This is a genomic window from Marinilactibacillus sp. Marseille-P9653, from assembly GCF_916618885.1.
In the GTDB taxonomy this organism is placed as follows: Bacteria; Bacillota; Bacilli; order Lactobacillales; family Carnobacteriaceae_A; genus Marinilactibacillus.
On record NZ_CAKAKH010000002.1, the window covers coordinates 296,993 to 311,955 of the forward strand.

The 14,963-nt window shown below is 38.4% G+C and carries 15 protein-coding genes, 1 tRNA gene and 1 other annotated feature; of the genes, 2 read left to right on the plus strand and 14 right to left on the minus strand.

Annotation, left to right across the window (positions count from 1 at the left end):
• Positions 1-10: 10 nt before the first annotated feature.
• From LG377_RS11980 to LG377_RS12040, 13 genes are all read right to left on the minus strand, one after another.
• Positions 11-622, minus strand: a complete 612-nt coding sequence (locus LG377_RS11980; RefSeq protein WP_225744948.1) for a sigma-70 family RNA polymerase sigma factor — start codon at positions 620-622, stop codon at positions 11-13.
• Between the two features lie 256 nt (positions 623-878).
• Positions 879-1,424 carry an NYN domain-containing protein gene (locus LG377_RS11985; RefSeq protein ID WP_225744949.1) on the minus strand — a complete coding sequence of 182 codons (546 nt, stop codon included), beginning with the start codon at positions 1,422-1,424 and terminating at the stop codon, positions 879-881.
• A 31-nt stretch (positions 1,425-1,455) separates the two neighbouring features.
• On the minus strand, positions 1,456-2,181 hold the full coding sequence (gene rlmB, locus LG377_RS11990; protein WP_225744969.1) for a 23S rRNA (guanosine(2251)-2'-O)-methyltransferase RlmB: 726 nt from the start codon (positions 2,179-2,181) through the stop codon (positions 1,456-1,458).
• A 204-nt stretch (positions 2,182-2,385) separates the two neighbouring features.
• The gene (locus LG377_RS11995) at positions 2,386-2,790 is read right to left on the minus strand and encodes a Mini-ribonuclease 3 (RefSeq protein WP_225744950.1); all 405 of its coding nucleotides are present in this window, start codon (positions 2,788-2,790) and stop codon (positions 2,386-2,388) included.
• Positions 2,790-4,211 (minus strand): cysteine--tRNA ligase, encoded by a 1,422-nt coding sequence (gene cysS, locus LG377_RS12000; protein WP_225744951.1) that lies wholly within the window; start codon positions 4,209-4,211, stop codon positions 2,790-2,792. Before cysS ends, LG377_RS11995 begins: the two co-directional genes overlap by 1 nt.
• Before the next feature lie 73 nt (positions 4,212-4,284).
• Positions 4,285-4,512: a binding site (T-box leader), on the minus strand.
• A 6-nt stretch (positions 4,513-4,518) separates the two neighbouring features.
• The gene (gltX, locus tag LG377_RS12005) at positions 4,519-5,994 is read right to left on the minus strand and encodes a glutamate--tRNA ligase (RefSeq protein WP_225744952.1); all 1,476 of its coding nucleotides are present in this window, start codon (positions 5,992-5,994) and stop codon (positions 4,519-4,521) included.
• 133 nt (positions 5,995-6,127) lie between these two features.
• The gene (ispD, locus tag LG377_RS12010; RefSeq protein WP_225744953.1) at positions 6,128-6,823 is read right to left on the minus strand and encodes a 2-C-methyl-D-erythritol 4-phosphate cytidylyltransferase; all 696 of its coding nucleotides are present in this window, start codon (positions 6,821-6,823) and stop codon (positions 6,128-6,130) included.
• Positions 6,820-7,929: a PIN/TRAM domain-containing protein gene (locus tag LG377_RS12015; RefSeq protein WP_225744954.1), complete on the minus strand. Its 1,110-nt coding sequence runs from the start codon at positions 7,927-7,929 to the stop codon at positions 6,820-6,822. The genes ispD and LG377_RS12015 overlap by 4 nt, the downstream gene beginning before the upstream one ends.
• An 18-nt stretch (positions 7,930-7,947) precedes the next feature.
• A complete protein-coding gene (gene radA, locus LG377_RS12020) occupies positions 7,948-9,318 on the minus strand; it encodes a DNA repair protein RadA (RefSeq protein ID WP_225744955.1) in 1,371 nt (456 codons plus the stop codon).
• A gap of 166 nt (positions 9,319-9,484) precedes the next feature.
• A complete protein-coding gene (locus LG377_RS12025) occupies positions 9,485-10,021 on the minus strand; it encodes a dUTP diphosphatase (protein WP_225744956.1) in 537 nt (178 codons plus the stop codon).
• A gap of 314 nt (positions 10,022-10,335) precedes the next feature.
• Positions 10,336-11,442, minus strand: coding sequence for an ABC transporter ATP-binding protein (locus LG377_RS12030; protein ID WP_225744970.1), 1,107 nt, complete (start codon positions 11,440-11,442; stop codon positions 10,336-10,338).
• Between the two features lie 157 nt (positions 11,443-11,599).
• Positions 11,600-12,163, minus strand: a complete 564-nt coding sequence (locus LG377_RS12035) for a sugar O-acetyltransferase (protein ID WP_225744957.1) — start codon at positions 12,161-12,163, stop codon at positions 11,600-11,602.
• A gap of 18 nt (positions 12,164-12,181) precedes the next feature.
• Positions 12,182-13,321 (minus strand): glycerate kinase, encoded by a 1,140-nt coding sequence (locus tag LG377_RS12040; RefSeq protein ID WP_225744958.1) that lies wholly within the window; start codon positions 13,319-13,321, stop codon positions 12,182-12,184.
• Between the two features lie 159 nt (positions 13,322-13,480).
• Between LG377_RS12040 and LG377_RS12045 the strand changes: the two genes are divergently transcribed.
• Both LG377_RS12045 and LG377_RS12050 read left to right on the plus strand, forming a co-directional pair.
• Positions 13,481-14,344: an SDR family oxidoreductase gene (locus LG377_RS12045; protein WP_225744959.1), complete on the plus strand. Its 864-nt coding sequence runs from the start codon at positions 13,481-13,483 to the stop codon at positions 14,342-14,344.
• Positions 14,345-14,437: 93 nt separating this feature from the next.
• The gene (locus LG377_RS12050; RefSeq protein ID WP_225744960.1) at positions 14,438-14,740 is read left to right on the plus strand and encodes a HesB/YadR/YfhF family protein; all 303 of its coding nucleotides are present in this window, start codon (positions 14,438-14,440) and stop codon (positions 14,738-14,740) included.
• Between the two features lie 101 nt (positions 14,741-14,841).
• Here the strand turns inward: LG377_RS12050 and LG377_RS12055 are convergent.
• Positions 14,842-14,914 (minus strand) — tRNA-Asn (locus tag LG377_RS12055).
• Positions 14,915-14,963 lie beyond the last annotated feature (49 nt).

Genomic DNA, 14,963 nt, shown 5'->3' on the forward strand with positions numbered 1-14,963 from the left:
GCGATTTTTTTTAAAACAATTCTTTGTATTTCTGACTGCATCTGTGTTTTGCATTCATCGCTTTTTCTCTTGAACACCGCAGACTAGTTGCAATTTCATCATAACTATATCCACTCATGTAAAGAATGCTGACGATTTTCTCAAATCCAGATAAAGCTTCCTGGTACTCCGCCATAGACTCTTGCATGAGAATCCACTCTGATGGAGATAATGATTTAGCTGTACCCATCACTTGGTTGCCCTTTTGCTCAACAATCCCATCTAGTGATAGAGCCTCTTTATTAGATTTTCTCTTCAAGGCGTTATTCCATCTGCTCAGTCGATTAAAATGATTATCCAAACATAATGAGACGTATTGGCTAAAACTCATACCACGGTCTCTTTCATATTTTCTTGTTGCTTCTACAAAACATTCGCAAGCTTCTTGCCATAAATCATCTTGGTCATATCCTCTAATAAATCTCTTTCTGATTGATCTGTAAAAGAGGGGTTTACATCTTTCGAACAATTCACTGAACCGACTTTCGTCGACGTGTTGTACCATAAAAATCAACGTCTCATTGATATGCTCCTCTGGTTTGATTCTCCTCCTACGTAACTGTCCGTTTTGCTGATCCAGCATTGTCTTAATACCCCTTTCTGTAATGGAACGATCACATTAGATGAGAAACGTTCTTATACAATATTATATTGCCATAACTCTTCTATTTTTAACGAAGATTTTTTCTGTTTTTTAATCTTTTTTTACTTAATTCACGTATCCTTAAATACAACGAATTAGGAAATTCTGAACATCGTTGTTTTGATCCGTTTTCATGAATATTTTCCAAAAAAAAGAAGCCTTTTTAAAAGACTTCTTTTTCACATTTTATTCACATTCACAAAGAATCTTTTGGGTGTTCACTTTGAATCAGTTTTTGATAAAACTCTTTAAGTCTTTTCTCATCTTCTTCTTTCAGAGGGGAGTTACGCCGATACTGCTGCATTTTGTATAAGGTCGCATCTAAAGCAATATTCTTTTTGACTCGGTTCAACTCTTTGTATAATTCAATAGCTGATTTTCTAGCTGCACCTTTTTGGAAAACAATCCATTGCTCCGCAAGATCAGAAGTAGCTACGGATACGTTCGTAATCAATAAGTTCTCTTCTCCAACGGCTCTTTCGATATAGCTATCCGCGGTCTCGCCTTCACTTGTAAAAATGACAACGACATCGTACTTATCGTACCTTTGCTGAATCCCAGGAACGAGCTGAGCATCAAATATGATTCTGACTTCTATCTCCTGATACTTTGCATAGTTACTTAGTTCATGAAGTAGTTGATCTCTTGCATCTGCCATTTTATCGATTCTTTTAAGCTTTACCAACTCTGGCCAGGCTCCGATCATGTTATACCCATCTACATAAAGCAGTTCTTTTTTCATCGCGCGCCTCCCTTCCTCTGATTTAACTTTTTTATAAGGCGTTTCTTTTACGGAATACTTCGTACATTAATAAGCTGGAAGCCACACTTGCATTCAAACTCTGCACATGACCTGTCATAGGAATCGTTAGTGTTTCGTCTACTTTTTCTTTGACCAGACGAGACAACCCTTTCCCTTCATTCCCAATGACTAGTCCGATCGGCGCATCTACTTCCCAACGTCTATAATCCGTTCCGTCCATATCTGTTCCGAAAATCCACAATCCACGTTCTTTTAGTTCTTCAATGGTTTGAACAAGATTGGTTACGCGTACGACTGGGACATGTTCGATGGCTCCGGTTGCTGCTTTTGCAACAGTGGATGTTAAGCCGACTGCACGGCGTTTTGGAATAATAATCCCATGAACCCCTGCCGCATCTGCCGTTCTCATGATGGATCCTAAGTTATGTGGATCTTCGATTCCATCTAATAATACGAAAAACGGAACTTCGTCTTTTGCTTCTGCAGCCGCGAATAAGTCATCTATTTCAGCATAAGCGACTGGACTTGCTGCTACGAGAACGCCTTGATGATTCTCACCATCACTCAATAAATCTAATTTACTTTTCGGAACAAAACTCAACTGTATCTTACGCTTTTTAGCTTCTTCTTGAATGTCTTTTAGTTTACCACCTGATAAACCTTCTTGTAGAAATACTTTATTGATATCACGATTTGACTTAATGGTTTCTAGTGCCGGAATTCTGCCAATCACCATTTCGTCTTGGGCAATATCTTGCTCGATCACTTCTGGTTTTGATTCTGTCTTAGGTTGAATGCGGTTCTGCTTACGTTCACCAGATCCTTTTACTTTATTTCTATCAAACTTATTTCTGTCGGGTCTGTTCTTGTCAGATCTATTTCTATCTGGCCTTTTACCACCTTGTTTTTTAGGCAAGCGATTTCCTCCTTTCAAGACACCTTACTGAGCGAGTGCCTTGTCGACTTTCTGTATACATACTTCTATTAATTCGTGTAATCTGTCTTCTTGTTTTGTCAGATACAAATATCCCATCACGGCTTCAAATCCAGAAGACTTATTATAGGTTGATCCATCTGTATTTTTGGCTTTGGAATAACTTTTTGCGTTACGCCCTCTTTTGTAAAAATCCATTTCAACTTCATTCAAACGATCTTCTTCGATCAGTTCTTCAATCAACCAAGCTTGTGCTTTGGCCGATACATAATTCGTTGCCAAGCGGTGCAATTGATTAGGTTTCGTCTGGCCATTTGTCAGCAAATGCTCTCTTATCGACTGTTCATACGCAGCATCTCCCATGTATGCAAGCGCCAGTCCGTTCAGCAACTCCGCGTCCTTCGCCTTCATTAGGATTCCTTCCTTTTCCAGCGAATTCCTTGCGGTGTATCTTCCAGTAAAATGCCTTTTTCTTGTAGCAAGTCTCTGATTTCATCTGCTCTAGCAAAATTTTTATCTTTTCTAGACTGATTTCTTTCTTCAATCAACTCTTCAACTTCTTTATCTAGAAGTTCTGTATCAATCACTAAGTCTAATTGTATCCCAAATATAGCTAGAATTTCTTCTAGATGCTTCATAGCAAATGCCAAAACTTTTTTAGATACTTGCTTTTGTTCAAGATAGACATTTAAGTTTCTGATCATTTCATAGACATCTGTGATACCATTTTGTGCTTGAAAATCGTCATCCATATGTTTTTCAAACTGTTGAATCAGGTCTTTCCATTTTTGGATCTGACTTGCATCATCCTCTAAAGCATCTTCTGCTTGTTCAATACGGTGACTGGCATTCGCATAAGCTGTTTGAATTCTTGTTAAATTAGATTTTGCTTCATGAATCGTCTCATCTGTATAGTTGATTGGATGACGGTAGTGTACGGTAGATAAGAAAAATCTCAGCACTTGTGGATCATGAATCTTTTTAAGATCATGCACTAAAACAAAGTTACCAAGCGATTTACTCATTTTTTCTTCGTTCATCGTCACGAAACCATTGTGTAACCAATACTTTGCGAAAGGTTCTCCAGTTTTCGCTTCTGATTGCGCAATTTCGTTTTCGTGATGCGGGAATGTCAGATCTTGTCCACCTGCGTGAATATCAATTGTATCCCCAAGGTATTTCGTAGCCATGACTGAACATTCAATATGCCAACCCGGACGACCTTCTCCCCATGGAGATGTCCAACTAATTTCTTCCCTTTTAGCTGACTTCCATAGCGCAAAATCAAGGGGATCATCTTTTTTCATGTTTTCTGATTCTTCTAATCTGTTGCTGGCACCTAATTCTAAGTCATCTACTGATATACCGCTCAGTTTTCCGTATCCTTCAAACTTTCTTGTCCGATAATAGACATCTCCTTCTTTTTGATAGGCAAAACCTTTTTCAATCAGCACTTCAATAAATTGAATGATTTCCTGGATATTATCCATTACTCTTGGTGCGTGTGTAGCTCTTTTCACATGTAATGCTTCTGTATCTTCATAGTACGCTTCAATAAAACGATCTGCTACTTCTGGAGCGGTCAGCTTAAGCTCTTCAGCAGCTTTTATGATTTTATCGTCAACATCTGTAAAGTTCGATACGTAATTAACCTCATATCCTCGGTATTCAAAGTATCTTCTAATCGTGTCGAAAGCAACCGTGCTTCTTGCATTTCCAATATGGATGTAGTTGTAGACAGTGGGTCCACAAACATACATGCTCACTTTATTTTCCTGAAGTGGCTCAAACCGTTCTTTCTGATTTGATAATGTATTATATAATTCAATCATCTATCTGGCTCCTCCCAACCTACTTGTTCTTTTTTCATTTCCAGTCTACCAAAAAACCACGCACTCAGCTTCTATAAAAGACGCCAAATACGTGGTTCCACTTTTTTTCAGAAAGACTCTTTGAAAAAGACCTTTCCCTTTCTATCTTTTAACGGAGATAAATCGAAATCATCTACTTAAATGAGCAGATTCGATGATTTAATTCAAAGAGGCACTTCATTTAAAAGTCCGCCACCTGTTCACATCTACTCAGGCTTTCTGAAGACTACTTTCAAACTACTTTTCTTATCTTGATTTTTGGCTGTATTTATTCTGATAGTAAGCTTTTTGCTTTTTCAACGTGTTCAATAGAACGGTCTCTTCCAAGCAGTTCAATCGCATCGTTCAATTGAGGCCCATGTTGTTGTCCTGTTGCTGCAACACGAATGGGCATAAATAAGTTCTTACCTTTTATACCGGTTTCTTTCTGAACAGCTTTGATTGCTTTTTTGATCTCATCTGCTTCGAACGGTTCAACCTCTTTTAATTGGTTAACGAAAGATTCAAGAACTTGAGAAACTCCCTCACCTTGCAAGACTTCTTTCGACGCTTCATCCCACTCAATATCTTCTTCAAAGAATAGCGTAGCAAGTTGAGTGATCTCAGCTGCATAACTCATTTGTTCGTGATATAAGCCAATGAGTTTCTTAACCCACTCGCTTTTTTCTGGTGTTGGGTTCTCTTCAAGATAACCTGCTTTAACTAGATGAGGAACAGCTTTAAGTGTCACTTCATCCAAGTCTTCTTGTTTGAAATACTGATTACTGATCCATTCCAATTTTTTGGAGTCAAAGGCAGCTGGAGAAGTTCCCAGGCGTTTGTGATCAAACATATCAATAAATTCTTGGCGTGAGAACAGTTCGTCTTCGCCCACAGGAGACCAGCCAAGCAATGTAATAAAGTTGAACAACGCTTCTGGTAAATATCCTAGATCGCGATACTGCTCAATAAACTGCAAGATCGTTTCATCACGTTTACTTAGTTTCTTACCTGTTTCACTGTTAATGATCAAAGTCATGTGGCCAAAAATAGGTGGCTCCCAACCAAACGCTTCGTAAACCATCATTTGTTTTGGCGTATTCGCAATGTGGTCATCTCCTCTTAACACATGAGAGATTTCCATATAGTGATCATCCACTGCAACCGCAAAGTTGTAAGTCGGCATACCGTCACGCTTACGAATGACCCAGTCTCCTCCAATTGAATCTGATTCGAATGTGATGTCGCCTTTTACCATATCATCGAATGTGTATGTGCTTCCTTTAGGAACACGTAGACGGACGACAGGTACGATCCCTTCATCCTCTTTGGCTTTTTGCTCACTTGGAGTAAGGTTGGCACATTTCCCACTATAATGAGGCATTTCTCCACGTGCACGTTGAGCTTCACGCTCTGCTTCCAGCTCCTCAGATGTACAATAACATTTGTAAGCATGGTTGCTCGCAAGTAACTGTTCAATCAGTGGATCATAAATATCTTTACGCTCAGATTGACGGTACGGTGCATAGGGGCCACCCACATCTGCACTTTCGTCCCAGTCGATTCCTAGCCACTTCAGGTTATCTAATTGGCTTTGTTCTCCATTTGTTACGTTTCTTTTGGTATCTGTATCTTCAATTCTGATGATCATTTCTCCGCCATGATGACGGGCAAATAAGTAATTAAATAATGCTGTACGCGCATTTCCTATATGCAAATGCCCTGTTGGACTTGGTGCATATCTTACACGAACTTTTTTATCCATATAGACTCTCCTTTTTAAAAGCTCTACTCGCTGTTCCTTCTTTAAAACTTAACATGATTAGATAAAAATTGCTACATTCAGAAGCTAAATCCCAGTATCTTTTCATCATTCAGGCTTCATCTACATTATTTTACTACAAATGCTTGAGTAATGCCTCCGCTATCAAAAAATCAGTCGCAGTTGTAATTTTCAAATTATGATCTTTACCTTCTAGCGCCTTTACCGGGTGATTAATTCTCTCAACCAGTTCGCCTTCTTCATTTCCAAGGTATTCGTCCTGTGCTGCTTGCTTGTAGGCACGAATCAACAATTCACTTTTATAAGCTTGCGGTGTTTGAACTTGCCAGATAACTGGGCGATGAAGCGTTTGATGAATTTCTCCATGTCGAATAACTTTGATTGTATCTTTAGCAGGGACGGCCAGCAGAACGGCTTCATCCACTTTTACAGCCTCAAACAACTGATCAATCATCTCTATATCGATAAATGGTCTGGCTGCATCATGGACAAAAACATATCCTTCTTCGGGAAACTGTAGTGCTGTTAATCCTTTTTCCACACTATACTGTCGCTGAGAACCACCTTGTACAAACGAAAGCTTTTCAGGCAACTGTCCATATAACTGTTCGATTTGTTTCTCTATTGCTGCTTGTTCTTCAGCTTGTATTACAAATAAGACGTGTTCACATCGATGATCTTTCAGAAAAAGGCTCAGCGAATAATCATAGATTGGACGCTGATTCAGTTCCACTACAATTTTATTTTCTGGACTTCCAAATCGTACTCCTGAGCCTGCACCTAGTAAGATGACTTCATAGGTTTCTCTCACTTTGTTTCTTTCCCATCATCGATTCCTTTTTGACTGTGTTCCATTTTCGCAAAAATCATTCGTCCGGCATTTGTCTGTAAGGCACTTGTAACCACAACAGTGACAGATTTATTCATATAATGTTGTCCTTCCTCTACTACGACCATCGTTCCATCGTCCAGATAAGCAACACCTTGACTTCTTTCGGTACCATTTTTGACGACCATAACGCGCATCGTTTCACCAGGTATGACAACCGGTTTTACGGCATTGGCAAGTTCATTAATATTTAATACAGGGACTTTTTGAAATTCTGCAACTTTATTTAAATTATAATCGTTGGTTACAACGACCCCATCCATCTTCTTAGCTAAGTGGACAAGCTTCATATCTACTTCATCTGATTCTGGTAAGGGACTATCATCCATTTGCACTTCAATCTTTTCTTCTTTTTGCAAAGCATTTAAAATATCGAGTCCTCTTCTTCCTCGGACTCTTTTCAGACTATCTGAAGAATCTGCAATGTACTGTAACTCTTGCAAAACGTGTTGTGAAATGACAAAGGTCCCTTCTAAAAACCCTGCTTTTGTAACATCAAGAATTCGACCATCTATAATGGTGCTTGTATCAAGGATTTTATATTTTCTAAAAGGATCGCCTTCTTTACGCTCCATTACACCATTGTCTTCTTGTTTCTGAACCCTAGTAAAGAGACGACGAATTTCTTCCCGTCTGGATGTAGCAAACTGGAAACCTATATAAGCAAAAAATACTGCCAGAATCAAAGGCAGAACATTACTAACAAAAATCATATTCAGCGCAGCGAGGGGAATACTAATTAATATAGCAAGAATAAGTCCAATAACTGCACCGACGCTTCCGAATATTACATAAGCAACACTTAATGTGCTGAAAAAACCTTCGATCTTTTTGATTGCACGTTCAATCGGTTTGATTACTTGGAAAGATAACAGATAAAAAATAGCTGCACCAAGAATCAACCCTACAATAGGATTTGCGATCCAAGCAGGTACCGACGGAATAAAATCCATAAGCTCTGGAAAGAAATTATAGCCTAGACTTCCTCCGACTAAAACGAGTGTCAATATAATCAAATTTGTAATCATCAAATCCTCCTTTCATCGTTAATTGAATGCTTTTTTTATGACTTCTGAAATGGTCGAGCATCCAATGAGTTCAATCCCTTTTGGGAAAGTCCATCCGTCTAAATTGTTTTTAGGAACAAAAATTCGTTTAAAGCCGAGTTTTGCGGCTTCATTAACACGTTGTTCAATCTTAGAGACTCTTCTGACCTCTCCAGTCAAGCCAATTTCACCGATAAAACAGTCCGTTGCTCGTGTTTCTTTTTCTTTATAACTAGAAGCGATACTAACTGCGATTGAAAGGTCAATCGCTGGTTCATCTAATTTCACACCACCAGCAGCTTTCAAATACGCATCTTGATTTTGCAAAAGCAAACCTGCTCTTTTTTCTAGAACAGCCATAATCAATGATACTCTGGAGTAATCCAGTCCACTAGCTGTTCGCTTGGCATTACCAAATACTGTAGGCGAGATCAGTGATTGAATCTCCACCAGTATAGGTCTGGTTCCTTCCATTGCAGCTACGACTGATGAACCCGTCGCCCCTGCCAATCGTTCTTCCAAGAACAGTTGAGAAGGATTCAGCACTTCTTCAAGACCGCCATTTCTCATCTCGAATATACCAATCTCATTGGTAGATCCAAACCGGTTTTTCACAGCTCTCAAGATACGAAAAGTATGGTGACGTTCCCCTTCAAAATACAAAACAGTATCCACCATGTGCTCAAGCATTCTTGGCCCAGCGATGTTTCCTTCTTTTGTTACATGCCCTACGATAAAAATCGCAATATTATTCATTTTAGCAAGCTGTAATAATGTTGCTGTTGACTCTCTAACTTGAGAGACGCTTCCCGAAGCGCTATCGATTTTAGGATGATGCATCGTTTGAATCGAGTCGATTACTACATAGTCAGGTTGAATGTTCTCAATTGTTTCTTGGATCAAACTTAAATCCGTTTCTGCATAAAGATAAAAGTCCGTCCCGCGAAGTTCCAGTCGCTCTGCACGCATTTTAATCTGACTAGCACTTTCTTCTCCAGAAACATAAAGGACTGTTCCTCCACCGTTATTCAATTGTGCAGCAACTTGCAGCAGTAATGTAGACTTCCCAATCCCAGGATCTCCACCGATTAAAACCAGTGATCCCGGCACTACACCGCCACCAAGTACTCTGTTAAATTCAACTAATTTCGTTTTTACCCGTTCTTCTTTTTCAATTGTAATGTCTGTAATCGCTTCTGCTTTAGATGCTTTACCACTTAAAGACACTCGACTTCTACTATCCGTTTTATCTGGAATCGTTTCTTCTACCATCTGATTCCATGTTCCACAACTCGGGCATTTCCCTAAATATTTCGGTGATTCATACCCACATTGTTGACATACAAACACTGTCGCTTTCTTTTTCGCCAATCAGTTTACCCCTTTACTTATAAATGATTCTGGATAAAAATTCAGTCTATTTTCTTTTAATAACTGATTTTACTATTATACCATATAGCTGTCCTAAACGAGCTATCTTCACATTATATGCATAGAACGTTCTGGTTTCTTTCTCATGATGAGCACTATCTCTTTATTACTCTCCTGAAGAACCAAATCCACCGATTCTAGTTTGGAATTCACTTACCTCATTGTCTATAACCTCATATGGTGTAAATATCCCTTGTGCTATACGGTCACCTTTTTTGACTTTAACGTCTTCGAAACCATAATTAATCAATTGTACAAAGATTTCTCCTTCGTTACTTGAATTTCCATAATAGTCAGCATCAATAATGCCAATTCCATTTGGAAGTGCTAATTGTTTTTTCATCGGGTTACTTGACCGATTCGCCAGTAATAAATACTCTTGCTCAGGCATATACGCTTTGACACCGGTAGGAACTAAAGTTGACGACAAAAAACCTTTATTCTCATCTTTAATAGAGTTCCCTTCCATTAAGTTTGCAAGGCCTTGATTCTCTAATAAAGCTTTCCATATAGAAGGTACAACAATATTTACTGCTGCTTTTAAATCGTATCCTGCTGATCCTTTTGTAGCTCGATTAGGTAGTTCGATCGATTCTCCTTTATATTTTGTGACCACTTCAAAACCACGTACACGTTCGCTCATATTCGTTCTTCTCCTCTAAATTCATCTGTTCCTATTCTACATGAAAAGGTAGGGTCTTAAAACCTATATTTTCTTTCAGACACCCCTTGTTATTATACTATCTAATGACTATTTAATTGACGATATAAGTCATAGTGGATAAACAAGAAACGAATGAATTTTTATACACTTATACACGGTTCGATCGTTCAACTCCTCACAAACAGATGTGCAATGATTCCATATAACTCTGTAAATTTCGCCATCTTGAATTTAATAAAAAAACCTTCTCCTATGAGTGATCTAGGAGAAGGCCTATATTTTAATCTATACGATTAACGAATGACATTTTGTGTTTCAGTATCGAAGAAGTGTGATTTACCCATATCGAAAGCTAAATCTACATTTTCACCTGGTTTATGGTAATCACGAGCATCTACTCGAGCGATAAATTCTACTCCACCTACTTCAGAGTACAACATTGTTTCAGCTCCAAGTAATTCAGAAACGGCAACTTTAGAAGTAATGATTGTGTTTGGAGAAGCATCTAGCGCTACTTGTTCGCTATGGATATCTTCCGGACGGATACCGAAGACAAGTTTAGCCCCATCAGTATAACCTTTTTCACGAAGCATTTTCAGTTTGCCTCCTGGAACTTCAACTTCCATCCCATTACCATTTGAAATTTTGTTTCCATTAAGTGTTACATCAAAGAAGTTCATAGCAGGAGATCCGATGAATCCACCAACGAAAACATTTACAGGGAAATCATAAACTTCTTTAGGTGTTCCGATTTGTTGGATAAAACCGTCTTTAAGGATAACGATTCTATCCGCCATTGTCATCGCTTCAGTTTGATCATGTGTTACATAGATTGAAGTTGTGTTCAAGCGTTGATGTAATTTCGCAATCTCAGCACGCATCGCTACACGTAGTTTAGCATCTAAGTTTGATAGTGGCTCATCCATAAGGAATACTTTTGCATCACGTACAATAGCACGTCCCAAAGCAACACGTTGACGTTGTCCACCTGATAATGCAGCTGGTTTACGATCCAATAATGGTGTGAGTCCTAAGATTTCAGCAGCATTATCTACACGTTTCTTGATTTCGTCTTTTTTGTATTTACGTAGTTTAAGACCAAAAGCCATATTGTCAAATACTGTCATATGTGGATATAATGCGTAGTTTTGGAATACCATTGCGATATCACGGTCTTTAGGTGCTACATCATTCATTAATGTATCGCCAATCCATAATTCGCCTTCTGAAATTTCTTCAAGTCCAGCAATCATACGTAGTGTTGTTGATTTACCACAACCAGATGGTCCAACAAATACGATAAACTCGCGATCTTTAATTCTCATATCAAAGTCTGATACTGCATAATCTTCTGAATTATCATAACTTTTATAAATATTTTTCAATGCGATTTCTACCATTTTATTCACCATTCCTCTTTGAGTTTTATATTTTCTGTTATTCTTCTTTACATAGTTCATTCTAATGTAAACGGTTTTATACTTCTACGTTAAAGTGCACAAATAAGAAAGAAGCTTTTGTGCACGTTGACCAAACTCTAAAAGAATGATAAAAAATTTACGAAGACTGATTCTCAATTTTTTTGATTATACGAGCCGGATTTCCAGCTATTACAACGTTATCTCCAAAGGACTTGGTCACAACTGATCCTGCTCCAACAACAACATTATTACCTAATGTGACGCCTCCTATAATCGTTGCATCTGAACCGATCCAGCAATTATCTCCAATCGTAATGGGTCGCCCGAATTCAACACCTGAATTCCGTTCTACTGGATCTAACGGGTGTTCAGGTGTAACGAGACTAACTCTTGGTCCAAACATAGCATTGTCACCTACAGCAATAGGACAAGTATCCAGTAAAACCAAGTCAAAGTTTGCATAGAATCTTTCTCCTACACTTACGTTAAATCCATAATCTATTCTTAATCCCGGTTCTACGTGTACCCTTTCACCTGTCCGTCCGAAAATTTCCTTAATCATTTCGGTTCTTTCCTGTTCCACTGGTAACTGATTATACTCTTTAGACAACGTGTGTGCTCGTACTCTTGCTTTCACCAATTCTTCATCGCCTGGGTTGTATAATTCTCCAGCGATCATTTTCGCTTTTTCAGTTTTCATATAAACTTCCTCTACTTTTTATTTTTTTGCCCCTAATTGGTATGCTCTAAAAGCCGTTTCCCCTGCTTCAATTAGTAATGCTTCTACATCAGAAATAGCTTCTTGTAGTGTCATCGGCCGATTAACCGTATCAATTACCAAATCAATCCCGCTATGATAGATTTTCGACAAATCTTTTTCTCGTCCGCCCACGATTGCAATAACAGGTAAGCCGTATTTTTTAGCTAGACGGGCAACACCAACTGGAGCTTTACCTTGCACAGACTGTCCATCCATATTGCCTTCTCCCGTTATCACGAGATCTGCTTTCTTTAAAGCTTCCTCTATCTTGATCAGTTTCAGAACTTCTTCTATACCGCTTGTGAGCTCAGCTCTACAAAAAACTTGCAGAGCAAATCCCAAACCACCAGCAGCACCTGATCCCGGAGCATTTTGATAATGATGACTGGTTTCTTTTTCTATTATATCTGCGTATCGCTTTAATAACTCATCAAACCGTTTGATGTCTGATTTCTGAACACCCTTTTGAGGACCAAATACGGCTATAGCACCATTTTGACCTGTTAATGGATTTGTCATCACATCAGACAATACATTCAAATTGACATTAGCTATTCTAGTATCTATCTGACTAAAATCTACTCTATCTAAGCGCTCAAGTTCTCTTACACCATAGCCGATATCAACGCCTGCTCGGTCTAGTAATTTGATTCCAAGTGCTTGTGCCATTCCAGCACCACCATCAATCGTTGCACTACCACCCAATCCTATATATATGTGCTTTGCCCCTATATCCAAAGCTGCGCGTATCAATTCGCCGGTGCCATAAGTCGAAGATATGCCAGAATCACTATCTGACTCAAGGTATTGCAATCCGCTCGCTTCTGCTATTTCAATAATAGCTGTCTCCTTGTCTATCATACCAAACCTAGCATTCACTTTCTTCCCGTACGGATCTCTAACCACTGCGTAGTGATAGCTTCCACCAGTCATTCTTACAATCGCTTCAACTGTGCCTTCTCCACCGTCAGCAATAGCAAATTCAGAAATGGATACATCTGTTGAAACACGCTTGATTCCCTTGGCAATTTGCTCAGCTACTTTTTTAGAATCAGCACTTCCTTTAAAAGAATCAGAAGCAATCAGAATGTTTGTCATAGATTACTATCCTCCAATTTTCATTCTGAACTTATCTTACCAAAACCGTTTCTATCCTGTATAGTTTTTTACACATTGACTTCGGCTCGTATTAGACTTAGAATAAACGTGTATTTACTTATTAAAAGTACGTAAAATATCTAATCGGAGGATTACATCATGACAATTGCCATTACTGGTGCGACTGGACACTTAGGAAACAAAGTTCTTGAAGAATTACTATATCAAAAAGTAAACGACAGGCTTGTAACCGTTGTTCGAAATGAAGAGAAAGCTAAAAGCCAATTTTCTACTGACATCGAAGTGCGTTATGGTGACTATAATGACTTAGCATCTCTTGTCACAGCCTTTCAAGGAATCGACAAGCTTCTATTTATCTCTAGTCCAAGTAATGATGACATGGAAAGAACCGTTCAACATGCTACAGTTGTACGGGCTGCCAGGGATGCCGGAGTTTCTCATATTTACTATACTAGTATTTCAAATGCGGATCATTCAACAATCTCTTTGGCTAAATTACATGTTGCAACAGAGGCGATAATTAAAGTTTCTGGACTTGATTATACATTTATTAGAAATCCTTTATACACAGAAGTATTTATAAATCCTACACTTAAAGAGTCCGTTGAATCAGGAATGCTTGTTTCAAATACAGGTTCTGGAAAGTTAAATACTTCTAGTAGAAATGATATAGCAAAAGCTATTACTCAATTACTCATGAACGATGAGTTTAAAAAGCAGATCATTGATCTTGCAGCTTCGTCAACATGGTCTTTCCAAGAACTTGCAGATACAATAAGTAAAATCAGTCAAAAAGAAGTTCACTACAAAGCTGTTTCCAAAAATGAAGCAGTAGACTATTTTACCTCTATCGGCCTTAGCGAACCTGGAGCTCAGTTCACAGCTTCTCTATACGATGCTATAGAAAAAGGCGACATTGAACAAACCCATACTGAGATTAAAGAATTGATTGGTAAAGAGACCACATTAGAAGAAGCAGTAGCGCAAGCAATATCTTCATAATAATCGGTTTACTCAGAATCATCTAATTTAAGAGTAAAAAAGAAGACAGCCGCCTCTTATTAGATTATGATAGTTATAGAGAGGAGTGGTAATGTGAAATTAGAACTAACAGATAATGCCATTCAATGGTTTGAAGATGAATTTTCACTAGATAATGGAAAGGCTATACGCTTTTTTGGAAAAACTTATGGTAACACAGAAGTTCATGAAGGTTTTTCAGTAGGATTAACCGTAGATGAACTCGAAGGTGAAGCTTTAGCGAAGCAAGAAGTCAATGGAATAACCTACTTCGCAGGAAAAGAAGATGACTGGTTCTTTAGTGGTTATGATCTTGAAATCGACTTTGATTTTGAAAATGAAGATCTGATTTATCATTTTCATGAAACAGCTAAATAAATCATTCAATACAAAAAGCAGTTGCCCAAATATAGGGACAACTGCTTTTTGCATATTCAACTTTAACAACATTATTCTTCCTATTCGAAGGTACAAAAAAACTCCGCAAGCAGGGCTCGAACCTGCGACAACGCGATTAACAGTCGCGCGCTCTACCAACTGAGCTATTGCGGAATCAAAAAATGGTATTAGATAAAAAAAAAGAACTGCACGGCAACGTCCT